The organism is Bradyrhizobium iriomotense (assembly GCF_018130765.1).
Classification (GTDB): Bacteria; Pseudomonadota; Alphaproteobacteria; order Rhizobiales; family Xanthobacteraceae; genus Bradyrhizobium; species Bradyrhizobium iriomotense_A.
The window spans coordinates 65,173-83,928 of sequence record NZ_JAFCJZ010000021.1 but is presented as its reverse complement, the minus strand read 5'-3'; the positions used below and the strand labels follow the sequence as shown (position 1 = coordinate 83,928).

The following is an 18,756-nucleotide window of genomic DNA, read 5'->3' as shown; positions in this document are numbered from 1 at the left end:
GGGCGGGCATGACGACCGCTAGCCTTCCCCCGGCGCCTGCGCGTGGATCGCGAGCGCGTGCACGCTGCCGGAAAGTTCCGCAGCCAGCGCCGAATTTATCATGCGGTGGCGCTCGACCCGGGTCTTCCCTTTGAAGGCATCAGACACGATATAAACCCGAAAATGCGTCTCGCCGCTCGGCCGATGACCGGCGTGACCCTCATGCAGATGTGACTCGTCGACGACTCGCAGGCTTTCCGGGGTGAAAGCTTCCTGCAACTTGTTGCTGATAGTGTCTTTCATAGCCATGAGTGCCATTAAGGGACGCGATCGTACCCCGTCAATGCCGTAGGCCGCCTACGGGCGGCCGTCCTTCAAAGACGCCGAAGTGAAACTTCGGCTACGGGTCTTACGCTAATTGCAATGTCAAGACTTGAAGGTTTTTGCATTGCGTAGTCAAAGTCAGCCATGCCGATCGATTCATCAAAGTTCTTCGACTCCATCCGCGTGAAGCCGCGAGGCAAGCAGCCGGAAGTGAAGCCGCGCGACACCGTGGTCAACTGCGAGTGGGCGGGCTGCGCGAACAAGGGCGCGCATCGTGCGCCGAAGGGGCGCGAGAACCAGCGCGAGTACTGGCACTTCTGCCTCGACCATGTGCGCGAGTACAACCAGAACTACAATTTCTTCTCCGGCATGAATGCCGAAGCCGTCGCGCGCTACCAGAAGGACGCGCTGACCGGCCACCGCCCGACCTGGAAGATGGGCGCCAATGGCGGCAAGAAGGGTGCGGAAGCCGAGATCGATATGGCGTCCGATCCGTTCAGCATGTTCAGCGAGATCAACGGCCGCGCCAACTGGCGCAAGGGCCCGGACGCCCAGCCCAAGGCCGAGACGCGCAAGGTGATGAACGCCGAGCGCAAGGCGCTCCAGGTCATGGGCCTCGGCCCGGACGCCACGCTCGCCGACGTCAAGAGCAAGTACAAGGCGCTGGTCAAGCAGCACCATCCTGACGCAAATGGCGGCGACCGCTCAACCGAAGACCGCCTGATCGAGATCATCAAGGCGTATAATTATCTGAAGACGGTGGTGCGGGAGGCGTAGTGCCTCGCACTTTCTTCCTTCTCCCCTTGTGGGAGAAGGTGGCGCGAAGCGCCGGATGAGGGGTTGCCTCAGCAAGCGCTAATGTCGATGGGTGTGCTCGGAGAGAACCCCTCACCCGTCTCGCCGCTTCGCGGCGAGCCACCCTCTCCCACAAGGGGAGAGGGTAAACACGCAGCGTTCGCCTGATATCCGCGATCCCTCACGCCGCCGGCATCGCCCCCACATAGGACGAGCTCGGCCGGATCAACCGCCCCGTGCGCTGCTGCTCGCGCGCATGCGCGGTCCATCCCGCTGAACGTGCCACGGCGAAGATCGGCGTGAACGCCTGCCGTGGAATCGCCAGCGCATCGAGCAGGATCGCGGTGAAGAACTCGACATTGGTCTCCAGCGGCCGGTCCGGGTTCTTCTTGCGCAGCGCTGCGCGGATGTAAGCTTCGACCTCGCCAGCGAACGGCAGATCGGTGCCGTTGGAGGCCAGTGCCTCGACCGCGGTCTTGAGCACATCGGCGCGCGGGTCGCGCACGCGATAGACGCGGTGGCCAAATCCCATCATCCGCTCGCCGCGCGCCAGCGCCGCATCCACCCAGGGCTGGATGCGCTCGCGCGAGCCGATCGCGTCGAGCATTTCCAGCACCGGCTCCGGCGCGCCGCCATGCAGCGGACCCGTGAGTGCGCAATAGCCCGCGGTCACGGCCGCGAACAAATCGGCCTGCGTCGAAGCCACCACGCGCGCGGTGAAGGTCGAGGCGTTCATGCCGTGGTCGCTGGCGGTGACGAGATAGGCATCCAGCGCCGTGACCTCGCGTGTTGCAGGCGAGCGCCCGTGCAGCATGCGCAGCGTGTCGGCGGCATGGCTCACGTTCGGATCGGGCGCGACCGGCTCGAGCCCCTTGGCGCGCCGGACCAGCGCGCCCGCGATCACCGGAAACGCGCCGACGATGGTCGCTTCATGTTCGAGCCCGTGCTCGGCGCGAAGCCCCGCCACCGCCGCACGGAACCCGTCGACAATGCCCATTCCGCGCGTTGCCGGCAGCAACTCGTCCAGCCGCGCAAAGGCGCGCTCGCGCGCGGCGCCCAGGCTCGCGCGCACATTGGCTTCGCTTAAGGTCGTCTTGCTGGCGCCATTCCAGAGCCGGGCGGTGACGCCCTCAAAGCTCGATTTGGCGGCGAGGCGGCCGACATGCTCGCCAGCGATGATCAGCTCGCCGCGCTCGCCGTCGACATGGCTCAGCACGGTTTCCGCCGCGGGAACGCCGTCCAGCCCGATCTGGCTTTTGGTGAGGTGGATGTTCATGGCCCAATCTCCCTTTTGCATTGCACGCAGGGGAAAGGTCGGGCCTCTCGACAGATTGATCAATCTTGATTACATAAATCAATATGAAAAATTCGGAAGGCCTCTACCTCTCCGCCCGGGAGGCCGCCGCCGAGCTCGCGATCTCGCCGGCCACCCTTTACGCCTATGTCAGCCGCGGCCTGATCCGCTCCGAGCCGACGCCGGACTCGCGCAAGAACCGCTACCGCGCCGAGGACGTCCGCGCCCTGAAGGAGCGCCGCGTCCCGTCGCCGGAGCCGCGCGGCCTGCGCAGTTTTGATGCCGACCTGCCGGTGATGGATACAGAGATCTCGACCATCACCGAGGACGGCGCGATCTATCGCGGGGTCAATTGCGTCGATCTCGCCGAGAACGACACGCTGGAGCACACCGCGACGTTGCTCTGGGACGTCGCCGGTGTCGATCCCTTCGCGCCCGGCAACCAGCCGGAGATTTCCGTGGAGATGCGCACGATCGCAGAGGCCGCGCGCCGCGCCGCGCCGATCGATCGCGCCATCGCCGTGCTCGCGCTTGCTACCAGCGCCGATCCCCGCGCTTTCACCCGCGCGCCCGATGGCCGCGCCATGGTCGGCGCGCGCATCGTCCGCCTGCTGGTCGCGACCATGCTCAATGCGGAAGCCTCGGCCGAGCCACTGCATCAGCAGGTCGCGCGCGCCTGGGCGCCGGACAACAAGCACGCGCCCGATCTGATCCGCCGCGCGCTTGTATTGCTCGCAGATCACGAGCTGAATGCTTCGACCTTCACCGCGCGCTGCGCGGCCTCGACCGGTCTCAACCTCTACGACTCCGTCATCGCCGGTCTCGCCGCGCTGAAGGGGCCGAAGCACGGCGGTGCCGGCGTTCTGGCTTCTCAGCTCGTCAAGACGCTGGTCGACCGCGATGTCGCGCCCGTGGTGCGCGAGCGCGTCGCGCTCGGCGAGCGCTTTGCTGGCTTCGGCCATGGTGTCTACAAGCGCGGCGATCCTCGCGCGCAATCGCTGCTGAATGCCCTGTCGCGCGCCGGCGCGCCGCGCAAATTCACCAAGGAAGTGCCCGAGCGGATCGTCGAGGCGACCGGTGAGCTCGTCAACATCGACTACGCGCTCGCCGTGCTTGTGCATGCGCTGCGCCTGCCGGCAGGCAGCGAGCTGGCGCTGTTCGCCATGGCCCGCAGCGTCGGCTGGATCGCCCATGCCAGCGAGCAATTGCAGTTCGGCAAGCTGATCAGGCCAAGGGCAAGGTATGTAGGGCCGGCGCCGGGGCGGAGGTTGGGGGCGGCTAGTTAGCGCTGCTCTCTCCGTCGTCGTCCTGGCGAAAGCCAGGACCCATACCGCGAGGTCTATCGGTAGGGGACGGTGGGAGTACCGATTGACGAGTCTTCGCCAAACCACTGCCTGAGGTAATGGGTCCTGGCTTTCGCCAGGACGACTCGAGGGTGGACCTAGCCCCGCGGCTTCGCCGTCGCGACACCACCACCATTCCGCCGGCGATAGATCCAGACTGCCACCCCGCCCACGATCGCAACCCCGACCACCGTCAAAATCCAGATATGCTTGCCGACATGCTCATGATGGTGCAGCCCGGCATATTCATGCAGCGCCGACACCGCCAGCACGCCCGGCAGCACGTGGGCGGGGGCCCAGACCAGGATCGCCGGGATATTCACCGTATAGAATCTTGCGGGCGTCATCCCCAGCGCGCCGGCGGTCACGGGCACGAAGGCGCGGATCGGCGGCACGAAGCGGGCGAAGAACACGGCCCAGGTGCCGAAGCGGTGGAAGAAGCTCTCGCTCTCCTCGACCACGCGCGGATAGTTGGTCATCGGCCAGGTGTTGAGGATCTCGCGCTGCTGCCGGTGCCCGACCCAGTAGGCCGAGCCATCGCCGAGCATCGCGCCGAGGGCGGCCGCCAGCAGCACCCATGGCAACTTCAGCTCGCCGCCCGGAACCAGGGCGCTCAGCGCCAGGATGATGGTCGAGCCGGGGATCACCGATCCCACCACCGGCACGGCCTCCAGAAGGGCCGCCAGGAACAGGGTCAAATAGGCCAGCCACGCATGGGCCGAGACGAAAGCGATGAGGGGATCGAGAAAGGACGTCACGTCGTCTCTGTGGCGGGCTGGGGTTTTTCGGTTCGGACCCTACATAAGTAGGGAGAGGCGGCGAAAGTGCCATTTGCGTGGGCAGCCCGTTACCCCGCCCGAAATTCGAGCGTGATTCGCAAGGCAGCCCTCCAAAAACTGCGTTCCTCACCTATCTAAATGAAAAGACAACGGAACTTTGATTGAGGGGCGGGCTTCTGCCGGCACGTTGTCTCTGATAGGTTCGAAAGTGCACCCAGCCGCAGCCAACGTGCAATAACTGGTCTCGGGATCGCCCGGGGCCTCGGAGGATTGATGACGACCGCCGCCATGTCAAAAGTTGAGGAAGTTTCCGGTCTGCCCGACATGAAGGTGTCGGTGCGCCAGGTGTTCGGGATCGACAGCGATCTCGAAGTGCCGGCCTATTCCGAAGTCGATCCTCATGTGCCCGAAGTCGATTCCGACTATCGCTTCGATCGCGCCACCACGCTCGCCATTCTCGCCGGCTTTGCACGCAACCGCCGCGTGATGGTGACCGGCTATCACGGCACCGGTAAATCCACCCATATCGAGCAGGTCGCCGCCCGGCTGAACTGGCCCTGCGTGCGCGTCAACCTCGACAGCCACATCAGCCGTATCGACCTCGTCGGCAAGGACTCGATCGTGGTCCGCGACGGCAAGCAGGTCACCGAATTCCGTGACGGCATTTTGCCCTGGGCGCTGCAGAACAACGTCGCGCTGGTGTTCGACGAATACGACGCCGGCCGCCCGGACGTGATGTTCGTGATCCAGCGCGTGCTGGAAGTCTCCGGACGCCTGACGCTGCTCGACCAGAACAAGGTGATCAAGCCGCATCCGGCGTTCCGCCTGTTCGCCACGGCGAACACCGTTGGCCTCGGCGACACCTCCGGCCTCTATCACGGCACCCAGCAGATCAACCAGGGCCAGATGGACCGCTGGTCGATCGTCACCACGCTGAACTACCTCAGCCACGACGAGGAAGTTGAGATCGTGCTGGCCAAGGCCAAGCACTATCGCACCCAGGAAGGCCGCGACATCGTCAACAAGATGGTCCGTCTCGCTGATCTCACCCGCAACGCCTTCGCTAATGGCGATCTGTCGACGGTGATGAGCCCGCGCACGGTGATCACCTGGGCGGAAAACTCCGATATCTTCGGCGATATCGGCTTCGCCTTCCGCGTCACCTTCCTCAACAAGTGCGACGAGCTCGAGCGTCCCCTGGTCGCCGAGTTCTACCAGCGCTGCTTCAACGCGGAGCTGCCGGAATCGGCGGTCAACGTGGCGCTCAGCTGATCTCTCCCGGTGTGTCGTCCCGGCGAAAGCCGGGACCCATACCGCGTGATGTTTCGGTGATGCGACGCTGATAGTTTTTCTGACTCTACGACGGCCGGTGGTTATGGGCCCCGGCTTTCGCCGGGGCGACGGATAGGGCGAGATGACCACCTCCAACTCCAAATTCCGTAACAGCAAGGAAGCGCCGACCGAGCCGTTCAAGCGCTCGGTCGCCTCCTGCCTGAAGGCGATCGCGAAATCGCCCGAGCTCGACGTCTCCTTCGCCGCCGAGCGCCCGGGCCTTGCGCCGGGCAAGGCGCGGCTGCCGGAGCCGGCGCGCAAGATGACCAAGCGCGACGCCGCCATCGTGCGCGGCCACGCCGATTCCATCGCGCTCAAGATCGCCTGTCACGATCCCAAGGTTCATCGCAAGCTGATGCCCGGCAATCCGCAGGCGCGCGGCGTGTTCGAGGCGGTGGAGCAGGCGAGGGTCGAGGCGATCGGTGCGCGCCGCATGGCGGGCGTTGCCAAGAACCTCACCGCGATGCTCGACGACCATTTCCACCGCGGCAAGTTCGACGAAATCACCGACCGCGCCGATGCGCCGCTGGCGGACGCGCTGGCGATGCTGGTGCGCGAGCGCCTCACCGGCATGGCGCCGCCGACGGCGGCGAAGAAGATGGTCGATCTCTGGCGGCCCATTCTCGAAGACAAGATCGGCAGGCGGCTCGACCGGCTCGACGGCGTGGTCGAGGACCAGGCCAGGTTCGGCGATGCCGTGCATGATCTGTTGTCGGCGCTCGAGCTCGGCGACGAGCGCAGCGCCGACAGTGAGGACAATGAGGACAACGACGAGAACCAGGACGGCGACAACGACCAGTCCGGCGCCGAAGGCTCGCCCGATTCCGATGCCGCCCAGGAGATGAGCGCCGACCAGGCGCAGGCGACCTCGGAGGAGATGAGCGAGAGCGCGATGGAAAGCGCGCAGGCCTCGACCTCCGACACCTTCGACGACGGCGAGCTCGGCGACGACGAGACGCCGGGCGAGGCGACGCGTCCGAACGCGCATGGCAGGAACGAGCCGCGCGGGCCGGAATATCACGCCTTCGCGCCCAAGTTCGACGAGGTCATCGCGGCCGAGGATCTCTGCGACCATGACGAGCTGGAGCGGCTGCGCGCCTATCTCGACAAGCAGCTTGCGCATCTGCAGGGCATCGTCGCCCGCCTCGCCAACCGGCTGCAGCGCCGCCTGATGGCGCAGCAGAACCGCGCCTGGGAGTTCGATCTCGAAGAGGGCATCCTCGACCCCGCGCGCCTGTCGCGCGTGGTGACCGATCCCTATCACCCGCTGTCCTTCATGCACGAGAAGGAGGCGACATTCCGTGACACCGTGGTGACGCTGCTGCTCGACAATTCCGGCTCGATGCGCGGACGCCCGATCACGGTCGCCGCGACCTGTGCCGACATCCTCGCCCGCACGCTGGAGCGTTGCGGCGTCAAGGTCGAGATTTTGGGCTTCACCACGCGCGCCTGGAAGGGTGGGCAATCGCGCGAGGCGTGGCTTGCCGCCGGCAAGCCGGCCAATCCCGGCCGTCTCAACGATCTCCGCCACATCATCTACAAGTCGGCGGATGCGCCGTGGCGCCGTGCGCGAAAGAATCTCGGCCTGATGATGCGCGAGGGTCTCCTGAAGGAGAACATCGACGGCGAGGCGCTGGACTGGGCGCACAAGCGCCTGCTCGGCCGGCCCGAGCAGCGCAAGATCCTGATGATGATCTCGGACGGTGCGCCGGTCGACGATTCCACGCTGTCGGTCAATCCCGGCAACTATCTCGAGCGGCACCTGCGCCACATCATCGAGGAGATCGAGACCCGCTCGCCGGTCGAGCTGATCGCGATCGGCATCGGCCATGACGTCACGCGCTACTACCGCCGCGCGGTGACGATCGTGGATGCGGAAGAACTCGGCGGCGCCATCACCGAAAAGCTCGCCGAGCTGTTCAGCGAGACCAACACCGCACCAACCCAGCCGGCCGGTCGCCCGCGACGCAAACTGCATTCGTGAGCACGCAATCATCCCGCCGCAGCTTTCTTGGCCACGCGGCGGCGGGATTTTCCACTCTTGCACTCTCGCGCCTTGCGCAGGCGCAAGCCACGACCGAGCCGCCGCCGCGCCCGCTCCAGGTCGAGCACGCCGTCACTGATCCCGTCAGCCTCGAGGTCAATGCGCGCCCGATTCCGAATTTCGAGCCGCGCGACCGCTCGCGCACGCGCTTCGGCTCGCTGGACTATCGCAGCGGCCTGGTGCTGACCTCGCCCTTTCGCGGCTTCGGCGGCCTGTCCGGCATCCGGCTCGATGCCAAGGGCGAGCGCTTCCTCGCGATCTCCGACCAGGGCGGCTGGTTCACCGGCCGCATCCGCTATTCCGGCCGCAACATGGCCGGGCTCGACGACGTCGAGGCCGCGCCGCTGCTGGGCGCGGAGGGGCGGCCGATCACTGAAAAGCGCATGTGGTGGGATTCGGAATCGCTGACGCGCGACGGCAACCTCGTCTATGTCGGGCTCGAGCGCGTCAACCAGATCCTGCGCTACGATTTTGCCAAGGGCGGCATCCGCGCCCGCGGCGAGCCGATCCCGGTGCCGCCAGCGTTGCGCAAGCTGCCGCACAACAAGGGGCTGGAAGCGCTGATCCTGGTGCCGAAGGGCCAGCCGCTCGCCGGCACCCTGATCGCGTTCTCCGAGCGCGGGCTGGACGCCGACGGCAACCTGGTCGCGTTCCTGATCGGCGGCCCGACGCCCGGCCAGTTCAGCGTCCGCCGCACCGAGAAATTCGACATCAGCGACGCGGTGCTGTTGCCCTCCGGCGAGCTCCTGATCCTCGAACGCAAATTCTCCTGGTTCACCGGCGTCGACATCCGCATCCGCTCGATCCCCCTGAAATCCATCGCGCCGGGCGCGGTCGTCGATGGTCCCGCGCTGTTCAAGGCCGATCTCGGCCAGGAGATCGACAACATGGAAGGCATCGACGTCCACGTCACGGCGGAGGGCGAGACCGTGCTGACCCTCGTCTCCGACGACAATTTCTCCATGCTCCAGCGCACGCTGCTGCTGCAGTTCACGCTGGTGGAGTAGGGGCAGGGTATCTCCCTTCGCCAGGACGACGAGTGAACGTCCGCGCATCATGCCGCGACAAACCGTCATGCAACTCCGCCGCGCCATCGTTGCCGCGCTCTTCGTCCTGCTTGCCGCGACGCCGCAGGCGCGCGCCACGGCCGAGCACACCTATGCGAAGGGCGAGTACGGCATCATCACGGGTGGGTGGGCGCCGAACAAGCGGCTCGCCATCGCCGTCCATGGCGAGGGCGACGGCGCGCATGACAAGTTTCACGCCTATCTGATGTCGGAGCCGAAGCATCGCAGGCTGGCCGTGCTCGACAACATCAGCCACGAGAACAATCTCGACACCGACCCCGATGCCTATTACGCGGAGTGGTCGCCCGACTCGCGCTATGTCGCGGTCTCCTTCCGCACCGAGCGTCACATCATGACGCTGAACGTCTATGCGATCGAAGGCCATCGCGCGCGGCTGATCGAGACGCCGGACCTGTTTCGCAAGGCGACGGGCCGCACCGTCGTCGTCAAGACTGACGGCGACATGCGCACCTATTTTCCATCCGTGAAGTGGCGGGGGCCGCGCCGCTACGATCTCAACGACTACCGTCTGTTCGTCGAGGACGACAAGACGCTGGCCGAGAAGTTCGGCGAACTCTGCAGCCTGACCAAGATGGAAGACGGCCGCTACACGATCGAGTTCGCCGCCCACACCACCGTCACGATCGGGCGAGGGAAGCGCAACCGCGTCGGCAAGCTGCGGCTTGGGGTTTTCGAGCGGTGATGTCGTCCCGGCGAACGCCGGGACCCATAACCCCAGGGAGAAGTTTGGCGAAGATTGGTTGTTCGGGATCAATACCAGTCGCAATCGGTGGATCACGCGGTATGGGTCCCGGCGTTCGCCGGGACGACGGCGGAGGGGGTGGACAACCACCCGTGATCATATGACGCGCGCAATGCATGGCGCCGCGAGCCGCTATGCCGCCTGCGCAACTGGCAATTCGCGTTTCCGCGACTAAACTTCATGCAATCGCTTTCATCCCCTATCCCCGGAACTTCCCGCATGAGCGCCCTGTTTTCCCCGATCAAGCTGCGCGGCCTGACGTTGAAGAACCGCGTCGTGGTGTCGCCGATGTGCCAGTATTCGGCCGACGACGGCGTCGCCACCGACTGGCACTTCACCCACATCAACAATCTCAGCCTGTCGGGCGCGTCGATGTTCTGCATCGAGGCGACCCATGTCGAGGCGATCGGCCGCATCACGCCGGGCTGTCTCGGGCTCTACAGCGATGCCTGCGAGGCCGCGCTGAAGCAGATCCTCGCCTCGGTGCGCAAGCATTCCTCCACCGCGATCGGCATGCAGCTCGCCCATGCCGGGCGCAAGGCCTCCAGCGCGCGGCCCTGGGACGGCGGCCAGCTCATTCCGGCGAGCGCAGGCGGCTGGCAGACGGTCGCGCCGTCGGCGCTGCCGCACAAGGAGGGCGAGGCCGCCCCGCTCGCGCTGGATAGCGCGGGCTTGAAGCGCATCCGCGACGCCTTCGTCGACTGCGCCAGGCGCGCCGACCGGCTCGGCATCGATGCCATCGAGCTGCACGGCGCGCACGGCTATCTCATGCATCAGTTCCTGTCGCCGATCTCGAACCGGCGCACCGACGAGTATGGCGGCAGCTTGCAAAACCGCATGCGCTTCCCGCTCGAAATCTACGACGCCGTGCGCGCCGTGTTCCCGCACGACAAGCCGATCGGCATGCGGGTGTCGTCGACCGACTGGGTCGAGGGCGGCTGGGATCTCACGCAGACCATCGAATTCGTCAATGCGCTGAAGGCGCGCGGCATCGACTGGATCGATGCCTCCTCCGGCGGCGTCTCGCCGCTGCAGAAGATTCCGCTCGGCCCCGGCTATCAGGTGCCGTTTGCCGAAGCCATCAAGCGCGAGACGGGAGTAACCACCATCGCCGTCGGCCTGATCTCCGAGGCAAAGCACGCCGAGGAGATCGTCGCCTCCGGCAAGGCCGACATGGTCGCGCTCGCCCGCGGCATGCTCTATGATCCGCGCTGGGCCTGGCACGCCGCCGCCGAGCTCGGCGGCGAAGTCGAGGCCCCGCCGCAATATTGGCGCTCGCAGCCCTCGACGCAAAAGGCGCTGTTCGGCAAGACCACGTTCGGGGCGAGGTGAGGGGCGCGATGACGGCGCGACAACCACCGCTGTCGTCCCGGCGTAGGCCGGGACCCATACCGCGTGATCTATCGATGATGCGCGGTGCGCGTTGACACCTTAACTAAGAGCCTTCGCCAAACTGCTTCCTGTGGTTATGGGTCCCGGCTTTCGCCGGGACGACGGCTGAGTGTGTTGCGCTCGCTCGCTCCTCCGTAAGAACGGCGAGAAAGAGTTACCCCTCACGCATCCGTAAACCTCCTCACCTTCCACGCACCCCGAAACTGGCCTAACCTCTCCGATAGTCAATGCCTCGCGGAGGCCGGTAATGCGGTTTGGTGTTCGTAAAGCTGCCCACGTGTTCGAGCGCGTGGGGCTCGCGATGGCGGGGGCCGCGTGCGGGCTGTTCGTCGGCGCCTATGTCGGATCGGCGATTGCGCCGCTGACCACGCAGGGGTTCCTGCTGATGATGATGCTGCTCGGCGCGGTCGGCTTCTATCTCGGCATCGACACGCCGCAGCTGCCGTTTGACGATGCCCACAGCAGCATCGATGCCGCCGAATTTCTGAGCTCGGCCGGCACGCTCTGCGCCACGCTCACCGCGCTCGCCTCCGTCGCCGTCATCGTGCTCCGCCTCGACCCGCACATGGTCTGGACCTGGCTCGCGCTGTTCGGCTGGACCGCCGGCGTCGCCATGCAGATTGTCGCCGGCACAAAGGCGCGGATGCGGAAGTAGCTTCGCCAATTGTTGGAAGAGATCGTTCCACAAGCACGCTGCGTTCCCTCCCCCCTTGCGGGGGAGGGCTAGGGAGAGGGGTAGCCACACGACGAGCTCTTGCGAGTTGCGCGACGCTCTGTGGCCGCCACCTCGCATGCGACCAACACCCTTTGCTGGGTCACCCCTCTCCCCAACCCTCCCCCGCAAGGGGGGAGGGAGCGGAGCGGAGTGCTTGGCGAGACTTTTTCTTACCAGCTACAGCACTTGTCAAAACACCACGCCAACCCGCGTACCGCGCTTCCACGCAATCCGGCAGCGCTTCTTGGTGTTCACGTGCAACAGCTCGAAGCGGTCGGGTATCTGCACCTGGCCGCCGAGATCGACGCAGGCGCCGCCCGGCGAATAGTCGATCAGCGTGCAGGGAATCACCGGTGCGCGCGGGTCGGTGATGATCTTGGCCTGGCGGGACACCAGGCCTGCGGGTTTCACGCGGGCATATTTACGCGGATGCATTGGCACATCTCCTCCAACTCCGCTGTCGGCATGATCCGGAAAAGTGTGAAGCGGTTTTCCGAAATGATCATGCCGAACCAAAAAAGGCTTGCGGCGGGCTCTGTGCAGGATGATGCAAGGGAGTTGATGCGATCCGGCTAAGGTCGGCGGGAGAATTTTAATGAAAAGTGGCGGCGACCGGAGAAAGCGGCGGTAGCGGGGTGCGGTGCCTTCCCCTCTCCCCCTGTGGGAGAGGGTGGATCGCCGCGCAAGCGGCGAGACGGGTGAGGGGTCTCGCGCGGCATACGCACCTCCCGAGTTTGTGGACGCAACCCCTCATCCGGCGCTTCGCGCCACCTTCTCCCACAAGGGGAGAAGGGAAGTGCACCTCACCCCGTCACCCCCTCCTCCACCCCAGCCCCCGCCGCCACATCCTCCCCCGGCGGCGCCGGCATCGGCACGGTCACATAATCCTTCGGCAGGTTCACCGGCCGGTAGTCCGGCTCCACCGCCATCCGCTTCAGCACGCTCTCATGCACATGCGCGCCGTCGGGGATGAGGCGCGGCTCGCAATCGGGGATGTAGAAGCCGAAAGTGACCTTCCGCTCCGGCCATTCCCGGTACTTCGCGCGCTTCGGCAAATACTCCAGCACGCGCCAGGCCGCATTCATCGAATTGTGCAATTCGCCCGACTTCCCCTCGTAGGCGGGCGGCACATATCTAAAGGGCGAGTTCTTGCGCTGGACGCCCCAGGCGAGCTGGTTCACGGTGCGCGGGTTGAAGTTCAGCCCGGCCTTCTCGGCCTCCTCGATCATCCAGATCAGCGGATATTTCGATTCCCCGCTTTCCGCCTCCGCATAGCCGCCGCCGACGTCGCAATGCACGCCGGCGAACCACACCTGCAGAATGTCCTGCGGCACCTTCTTCTCGTCCGGGACGTAGCGGTTGCTCCAATATTCCTGCGGCTCCCAGTACTTGTTGAGGCGGAACATGCGGCGCCGCTCGTCGATGGCGATCGCCTGCCGGAAGATGTTGACGCTCGGATTGCGCCGCGTGAAGGCGAGCTCCTCCAGGCTGAACACGAAGAAGAAATTGTCGCGCCGCGGCACGATCACGCTCGCCACCGTGTCCCACACGCCGATGAAGTGGATAGTCGGCCAGCGCGTCGAGGTGATGCGCGCGAACTGCGCGGCGAGGTCGAATTCGTCCTTCGGCAGCGGCCCCTGGTCGTCCACGGCGACGTCCTTGAGGTCCTCGACATCGTTGCCGCGCCCGGTGCCGGAATATTGCTTGTAGGCGACCATGCCACTTCCTGCGAGGTTCACCTGCTCCGGCGAGATCAGCCCGATCTTGTGGATCAGCCCCGCCAGCACCCGCACCGTGTAAGCGCCGCGCGAAAAACCGAACAGATAGATCTTGTCATCAGGCGCATAATGCTCGACCAGGAAGCAATAGGCGCTGAGCACGTTGTCATCGAGCCCGTAGCCGGTGGCGAGCCCCAGCACCAGGTTGACGTCGGCCTTGATCCGGTGCCACGTCGTCGGCTCCGTCACCGTGCCGACCCCGGGATCGTAGAACACCATCTGCCGCGGCTTCGTCTTGTCCGTCTTGCGCAGGCAGCGATAGAGCTTCAGGACGTTGGAGATGTTCTCCGAGATCTCGTTGCCGGTCCCGTCACAGCAGATGACGAGGTTTTTCGGCTCTGGCTTGCGGTCGGTGTCGCGCGCGTGCTCCACGGGATGTGCCTCCGGGTGATGCTACCCGGGCGAGTATAGCCGAAAAGCGCGACGGAGAAGAGACGATGGTGTTCTTACCCTCTCCCCTTGTGGGAGAGGGTGGCATAGGCGGCCTTCGGCCGCCGTTCTTAAGAACGCCGATGCTTTGCATCGGCTATGGCGAAGCGGCGAGACGGGTGAGGGGTCTCTCTCCGCGCATTCATCTCTCTCTACGAATTCCCGGAGAGAGACCCCTCATCCGCCTTGCCTCGGCAAGGCACCTTCTCCCACAAGGGGAGAAGGGAAGGCGGCGCTCGCCGCCGCCTACTTCTTCTTCGCCGGCCCAAAATCCGGCTGCCAGGTCGCCTCCTTGCGGCTTGGTGCCGCGGCGATCACCTTGGCCTTGTCCTTCTTCGGTTTCTTGGCTTCGCGATTGCTGCGTTGCTGTCCCTTGGCCATGACGTCCGTCTCCTCTTGGGGTTCGAATTCGTCCAGTTGCGCGGCGGGCGCGCAAATGACCTTCAGTCACCGGTCGATGTCGTTGAACGCGCGGTGGTGCGACAGCGTACGCCTGCACCACGCCGATAGCGAGCCATAAAGCCGAAGCGTGCGCGGATGCCGCGGCAGAAAGCGTTGGCTATTGCCGCCAAAGGGGCGCATGCTTTGCACTGCGGCGTGGGCTCCTCTTTTCGAAAGGCAGGCGCGCATGACCATCCGTTCGCGGCACGAAACCGTCACGTTCAGGCATCCGTTCCACATCCGCGGCATCGCGCGCGAATTGCCGGCGGGCGCCTATGAGGTCGTCACCGACGAGGAGACGATCGAGGGCCTGTCGTTCGAGGTATGGCGCCGTGTCGCCACCATGATCACGGTGCCCGCCGAGGGCGGGCGCGGTGGCATGATGGAGATGCATGCGATCGGCTCGGTCGACCTTGCGGATGCGCAAGCGGCCGACGCGAGCGTCGCCAATGACTGACAAGCCCGTCGAGCTCGACAAGCATCGCGGCATGGCCGCGCAGAAGGCGACCGATCTGCGCCGCGTGCTGGCCGAGGTCGAGAGCAATGTCAGGCAGCTGCGCGACCGCGAGGCCGATCTCGAAAACCGCATGATGATGGTGCCCGCGATGTCGTGGCCCGAGGCCGCGGTGAAGGCCCGCCATCTGCTCAACCTCTACGCCGCCAGCCTGCCCAGCGAAGACACCCGCCACCGCGCGCTGGTGGCCGCCCTGTTCGACGATTTCGCGAGGCTTGGCGGGGAGGGTTGAGGGGCGGCCGGGGCCGTCTGCGGCAGCGAAGGCTCGCGCGCGGAAACAAGTGTCGTCCCGGCGAAGGCCGGGACCCATAACCACCAAAGCGAGTTGTTGCAGATGATTGTGCCACAGCGTGCTTCGACGCGACGCACAATGAAGGAGTCCCCCCGTGACCCTCACCAGCGGCCGCTACATCGGCTATGAACAGGACCGCGGCATCGTCCAGTTCCTGATGCAGGACGGCGCCAAGGAGATCCCCTGCGCGATCTCCACTTCCGCGATGGACGACCTCGAACGCGGCCCGAAGGCGAGGCCCGAACATCGCGAAGCCCAGTTCACCCGCCTGCGCGACCGCATCGAAGCCTGCGCCGCCAGCAAATACCGCGCCTGCGAGTTCGAAGGCACCCCACCCGGCATCGTGCTGCGGAGCATTGATTTTCGAGGGTAGGGGAGAGCACCCAGCCCCATGGCCGCATCGTCTGTTAACATTAACCGTCTGTTAACCATGCGGTTGCCTAATGTTGACGATGGGGGGATCACCATGTCGGCCCATGTGACGCGACTGAGGCTGATGCCTGTTTCGGCCGATCCGGCCATCCGGTCGGTGGCGAGGCTGGCGGTTCGCGCCAAGGCCGTCCTACAGGGCAAAGCGCCTGTCCTACGGAGCAAAGCCATGTTCGGAAAGGACGACTTAGTGGACAATCTCAGCCGCGATCTCGATCGCGCGCGCGGAAGACGAGATGCGCTCGCATCCGAAGCCACGACCCTGGCGGCCCAGATCGCCGAAATTGAAGCCCGTCTTTCGGAGGAAAAGAAGAGGCGGGAGCGTGAGCGCGTCTTGAGCGAGGTCGAAGCGATCAAGACGCGAATCAAGCAAGCCGCCGGCGCGTTTGCGCCGGTCGTCGATGGTCTCTCGAGGGCGATCGAGCAGGCTGCGGCGGTTGTGCCCGAGGCGCGCGAGCTCAATAGTTTCCTGGTGTCGGTGGCGACCGAGATCGACAGCGTGCTCGATCCCCTGCTCCGCGAACTGGATCAGCGCGCGGATGCGGTACGAATCGGACACGCAGCGCTGGACCTGCCGAGTTCGGCCATTGAAGCGCCGCCCATCGAGCTGCCAAAGGACACCAACGAGCGCCTGCTTCGTTTTCCGGCGTGGCTGTCCCGCGACAGGGAGACGGACAAGAAGGACACCGCCGAGAGCCCGCGCAGCACGGCGGCTTGACCACAATTGTCGTCCCGGCGAAGGCCGGGACCCATAACCACAGGGAGAAGTTGTGGCGCGAGACTCCCACTCCGAGTCTTCGCAAAACTACTCCCTGTGGGTATGGGTCCCGGATCTGCGCGCGCTTGAGGCGCGCTTGTCCGGGACGACGACGGAGTTTAGTCGCCTATAGGTAAGTTGCCGCCTCGACAATCGGCGCACAGCGCACGCCAAGAAGCTCACGCAGCATCGGTCCAATTTCGTATTGGAGACAGGTAACTCCCCCGCTCGCCACCGCTCAGTTGGCGGCGCGGCGCAGGAAGGCCGGGATATCGAGAAGGGCCTCGTCGGGCGCATTGCGCGCAGGGGCGCGGCCGTAAGGATCGAGCGGCTGAAGCGCCGCCTGCGGCGCATAGTCCAGACCCGGCCTTGCCGGTGGCCCCACGGGGTGGTGCGGCTGCGGGCGGAGCGGCGGGCTTCCCGCTTGCGGAAGGGGGGCACTCCGCTCGATGCGATCGGCGATGCGACGGCCGTCGTTGCGCAGCCTGCCGGCGAGCTGCGTGAGGGCGGTTTCCACCGGGTGCGCCTGCTGCGCCGGATCGAGATTATCGATTCCGGTCGCCACCACCGAAACGCGGACGATGCCTTCGAGGCTTTCGTCAAACGACGCACCGACGATGATGTTGGCGTCCGGGTCGGCCTCGTCGCGAATGCGGGTCGCGGCTTCGTCGACCTCGTACAGCATCAGATCCTTGCCGCCGGTGATGGAGATGATGAGGCCACTGGCACGCTTGATCGAGGGATTCTCGATCAGCGGATTGGAGATCGCAGCCACGGCGGCGGCGAGCACGCGCTTCTCGCCGGAAGCCTCGCCCCGTCCCATCATGGCCTTGCCCTTCTCCTTCATGACGGAGAGGACGTCGGCAAAATCGAGATTGATCAGGCCTTCCTTGACGATGAGGTCGCTGATGCAGGCCACGCCCGAATAAAGCACCTGGTCGGCAAGGGCGAAGGCATCGGCGAACGTGGTCTTCTCGCTGGCCACCCGGAACAGGTTCTGGTTCGGGATGATCAAGAGGGTGTCGACCGTCTTCAGCAGCTCCTCGATGCCGGCTTCGGCAAAGCGCATGCGGCGCTGGCCCTCGAAGTAGAACGGCTTGGTGACCACGCCGATGGTGAGAATGCCGAGCTCGCGCGCGGTTCTGGCGACGATGGGTGCAGCCCCGGTGCCGGTGCCGCCGCCCATGCCGGCCGTCACGAACACCATGTGCGCGCCGGTCAGGTGATCGCGGATCGTATCGATGGCCTCTTCGGCTGCGGCGCGTCCCAGTTCGGGCTGCGAGCCGGCGCCGAGGCCTGCGGTGACCGTTGTGCCGAGCTGGATGAGGCGCGTCGCCTTCGACATCGCAAGCGCCTGCGCGTCGGTGTTGGCGACCACGAACTCGACCCCTTGCAGTCCGGCCGTGATCATGTTGTTGACGGCATTGCCGCCGGCGCCGCCGACGCCAAAGACGACGATGCGGGCCTTCATTTCATGGATATCGGTGCTGCCAGTCATTCTTCCCTCGCGATTGCTCCGGCAAGCCGGGGATTAAAGAAAGTCTCGAGTGATCTCATCGCGCTCTAGCCGCGCGGTCTGCTTGCACGATGGAAGCGGCCAGATGTCCCAATCGACGCGCGGCGTATCCTGCGATCGCCCCGCCAGCGCGGCGATCGTTCCGCAGCGCCGTCACTTCGTCTTCCAGTCGCGCCGCCCACGCATTGGCTGCCGTCGTCTCGGCGGCCGCCTGCGTCAGCTCGACGGCGAGGCGATCGGCACGCTCGCGCTCGCGCTCGAACACGGCCCTGTAGGCGGTTGCGACGTCTTCGAGCCGCGCGATCTCCGCCTTGAAGGCCCCGATCTCCAGAGCGTTTTCGAGCGAAGTGGATACCGGTTCGCGTGAAGAAAACGCGTCAGAATAAGAATCTGGAGCCCCGTTCCGACTCCGTCGGAACGGAAATGGCTCCAACGCCTCGATCTTTGCCATGGAGGCATCGACGGGATCTGCCCGGCGGCCCTTTCGTGGGCGGGGCGTGTAGCGGAGCGCGGAGAGATCAACGCTCACCAGGGCTTTGCCGTCCTCCGAGCGCGAGCGCGGCAGGCGGCGACGTCTCGCCAGCGACCGCGCGGCCTCGCGCGAGATATTGAGGCGGGCACTGAGATCGGCATACGTCAACAACTCAACGCACATCGGCGCTTCTCCTGGAGCGAACCGGGAAGACATTTCGAGCTAATGATGGCTGGACGATTACCGCAGGCTAGGGTGCGTTGGTTAACGGAGGGTTAACGCGCGCGCGGTGCTGTTTACG

Annotated in this window: 20 protein-coding genes; 12 read left to right on the top strand and 8 right to left on the bottom strand. The window is 65.4% G+C overall.

The genetic code is table 11. The annotated features are described in order from the left end of the window. Window positions 1-18: 18 nt before the first annotated feature. The gene (locus JQ635_RS29700) at window positions 19-297 is read right to left on the bottom strand and encodes a BolA family protein (RefSeq protein ID WP_211413358.1); all 279 of its coding nucleotides are present in this window, start codon (window positions 295-297) and stop codon (window positions 19-21) included. A 150-nt stretch (window positions 298-447) separates the two neighbouring features. Between JQ635_RS29700 and JQ635_RS29695 the strand changes: the two genes are divergently transcribed. Then, window positions 448-1,080 (top strand): J domain-containing protein, encoded by a 633-nt coding sequence (locus JQ635_RS29695; RefSeq protein WP_211413357.1) that lies wholly within the window; start codon window positions 448-450, stop codon window positions 1,078-1,080. A 199-nt stretch (window positions 1,081-1,279) separates the two neighbouring features. Here JQ635_RS29695 and JQ635_RS29690 read toward each other — a convergent pair whose 3' ends face one another. Further along, window positions 1,280-2,374, bottom strand: coding sequence for a citrate synthase/methylcitrate synthase (locus JQ635_RS29690; protein WP_211413356.1), 1,095 nt, complete (start codon window positions 2,372-2,374; stop codon window positions 1,280-1,282). Window positions 2,375-2,457: 83 nt separating this feature from the next. Between JQ635_RS29690 and JQ635_RS29685 the strand changes: the two genes are divergently transcribed. Further along, on the top strand, window positions 2,458-3,678 hold the full coding sequence (locus tag JQ635_RS29685; protein ID WP_211413355.1) for a citrate/2-methylcitrate synthase: 1,221 nt from the start codon (window positions 2,458-2,460) through the stop codon (window positions 3,676-3,678). 155 nt (window positions 3,679-3,833) lie between these two features. On the opposite strand, the gene JQ635_RS29680 is transcribed toward JQ635_RS29685, so the two are convergent. Next, a complete protein-coding gene (locus JQ635_RS29680) occupies window positions 3,834-4,493 on the bottom strand; it encodes a DedA family protein (protein ID WP_211413354.1) in 660 nt (219 codons plus the stop codon). Between the two features lie 294 nt (window positions 4,494-4,787). Here JQ635_RS29680 and cobS point away from each other — a divergent pair, with 294 nt between their 5' ends. From cobS to JQ635_RS29650, 6 genes are all read left to right on the top strand, one after another. Beyond that, the gene (cobS, locus tag JQ635_RS29675) at window positions 4,788-5,786 is read left to right on the top strand and encodes a cobaltochelatase subunit CobS (protein WP_018643488.1); all 999 of its coding nucleotides are present in this window, start codon (window positions 4,788-4,790) and stop codon (window positions 5,784-5,786) included. Window positions 5,787-5,928: 142 nt separating this feature from the next. Then, window positions 5,929-7,830, top strand: a complete 1,902-nt coding sequence (cobT, locus tag JQ635_RS29670) for a cobaltochelatase subunit CobT (RefSeq protein WP_211413353.1) — start codon at window positions 5,929-5,931, stop codon at window positions 7,828-7,830. Then, window positions 7,827-8,897, top strand: coding sequence for an esterase-like activity of phytase family protein (locus JQ635_RS29665; protein WP_211413352.1), 1,071 nt, complete (start codon window positions 7,827-7,829; stop codon window positions 8,895-8,897). The genes cobT and JQ635_RS29665 overlap by 4 nt, the downstream gene beginning before the upstream one ends. A 67-nt stretch (window positions 8,898-8,964) precedes the next feature. Then, window positions 8,965-9,660, top strand: a complete 696-nt coding sequence (locus tag JQ635_RS29660) for a hypothetical protein (RefSeq protein WP_211413351.1) — start codon at window positions 8,965-8,967, stop codon at window positions 9,658-9,660. Window positions 9,661-9,939: 279 nt separating this feature from the next. Beyond that, window positions 9,940-11,052 (top strand): NADH:flavin oxidoreductase/NADH oxidase, encoded by a 1,113-nt coding sequence (locus tag JQ635_RS29655; protein WP_211413350.1) that lies wholly within the window; start codon window positions 9,940-9,942, stop codon window positions 11,050-11,052. 307 nt (window positions 11,053-11,359) lie between these two features. Next, window positions 11,360-11,767 carry a hypothetical protein gene (locus JQ635_RS29650; RefSeq protein WP_211413349.1) on the top strand — a complete coding sequence of 136 codons (408 nt, stop codon included), beginning with the start codon at window positions 11,360-11,362 and terminating at the stop codon, window positions 11,765-11,767. Between the two features lie 249 nt (window positions 11,768-12,016). Here JQ635_RS29650 and JQ635_RS29645 read toward each other — a convergent pair whose 3' ends face one another. The 3 genes from JQ635_RS29645 to JQ635_RS39255 all read right to left on the bottom strand — a co-directional run bounded on the left by JQ635_RS29645 (window position 12,017) and on the right by JQ635_RS39255 (window position 14,415). Further along, on the bottom strand, window positions 12,017-12,262 hold the full coding sequence (locus JQ635_RS29645) for a PilZ domain-containing protein (RefSeq protein WP_026312067.1): 246 nt from the start codon (window positions 12,260-12,262) through the stop codon (window positions 12,017-12,019). A 368-nt stretch (window positions 12,263-12,630) separates the two neighbouring features. Next, window positions 12,631-13,977 carry a T6SS phospholipase effector Tle1-like catalytic domain-containing protein gene (locus JQ635_RS29640; RefSeq protein WP_211413348.1) on the bottom strand — a complete coding sequence of 449 codons (1,347 nt, stop codon included), beginning with the start codon at window positions 13,975-13,977 and terminating at the stop codon, window positions 12,631-12,633. Between the two features lie 303 nt (window positions 13,978-14,280). Beyond that, on the bottom strand, window positions 14,281-14,415 hold the full coding sequence (locus tag JQ635_RS39255; RefSeq protein ID WP_283826909.1) for a hypothetical protein: 135 nt from the start codon (window positions 14,413-14,415) through the stop codon (window positions 14,281-14,283). A gap of 247 nt (window positions 14,416-14,662) precedes the next feature. On the opposite strand from JQ635_RS39255, the gene JQ635_RS29635 reads away from it, so the two are divergent. From JQ635_RS29635 to JQ635_RS29620, 4 genes are all read left to right on the top strand, one after another. Next, the gene (locus JQ635_RS29635; protein WP_211413347.1) at window positions 14,663-14,932 is read left to right on the top strand and encodes a hypothetical protein; all 270 of its coding nucleotides are present in this window, start codon (window positions 14,663-14,665) and stop codon (window positions 14,930-14,932) included. Continuing rightward, window positions 14,925-15,221, top strand: a complete 297-nt coding sequence (locus tag JQ635_RS29630) for a hypothetical protein (RefSeq protein ID WP_211413346.1) — start codon at window positions 14,925-14,927, stop codon at window positions 15,219-15,221. The genes JQ635_RS29635 and JQ635_RS29630 overlap by 8 nt, the downstream gene beginning before the upstream one ends. A 154-nt stretch (window positions 15,222-15,375) precedes the next feature. After that, complete coding sequence (locus tag JQ635_RS29625) at window positions 15,376-15,654, top strand: DUF1488 domain-containing protein (protein WP_211413345.1); 279 nt, start codon at window positions 15,376-15,378, stop codon at window positions 15,652-15,654. 18 nt (window positions 15,655-15,672) lie between these two features. Then, window positions 15,673-16,428, top strand: coding sequence for a hypothetical protein (locus JQ635_RS29620; protein WP_246583849.1), 756 nt, complete (start codon window positions 15,673-15,675; stop codon window positions 16,426-16,428). A 277-nt stretch (window positions 16,429-16,705) separates the two neighbouring features. On the opposite strand, the gene ftsZ is transcribed toward JQ635_RS29620, so the two are convergent. Then, entirely contained in the window at window positions 16,706-17,965 is a 1,260-nt protein-coding gene (gene ftsZ, locus JQ635_RS29615) for a cell division protein FtsZ (protein WP_211413344.1), read from the bottom strand. 55 nt (window positions 17,966-18,020) lie between these two features. Continuing rightward, the gene (locus tag JQ635_RS29610; RefSeq protein ID WP_211413343.1) at window positions 18,021-18,638 is read right to left on the bottom strand and encodes a hypothetical protein; all 618 of its coding nucleotides are present in this window, start codon (window positions 18,636-18,638) and stop codon (window positions 18,021-18,023) included. Window positions 18,639-18,756 lie beyond the last annotated feature (118 nt).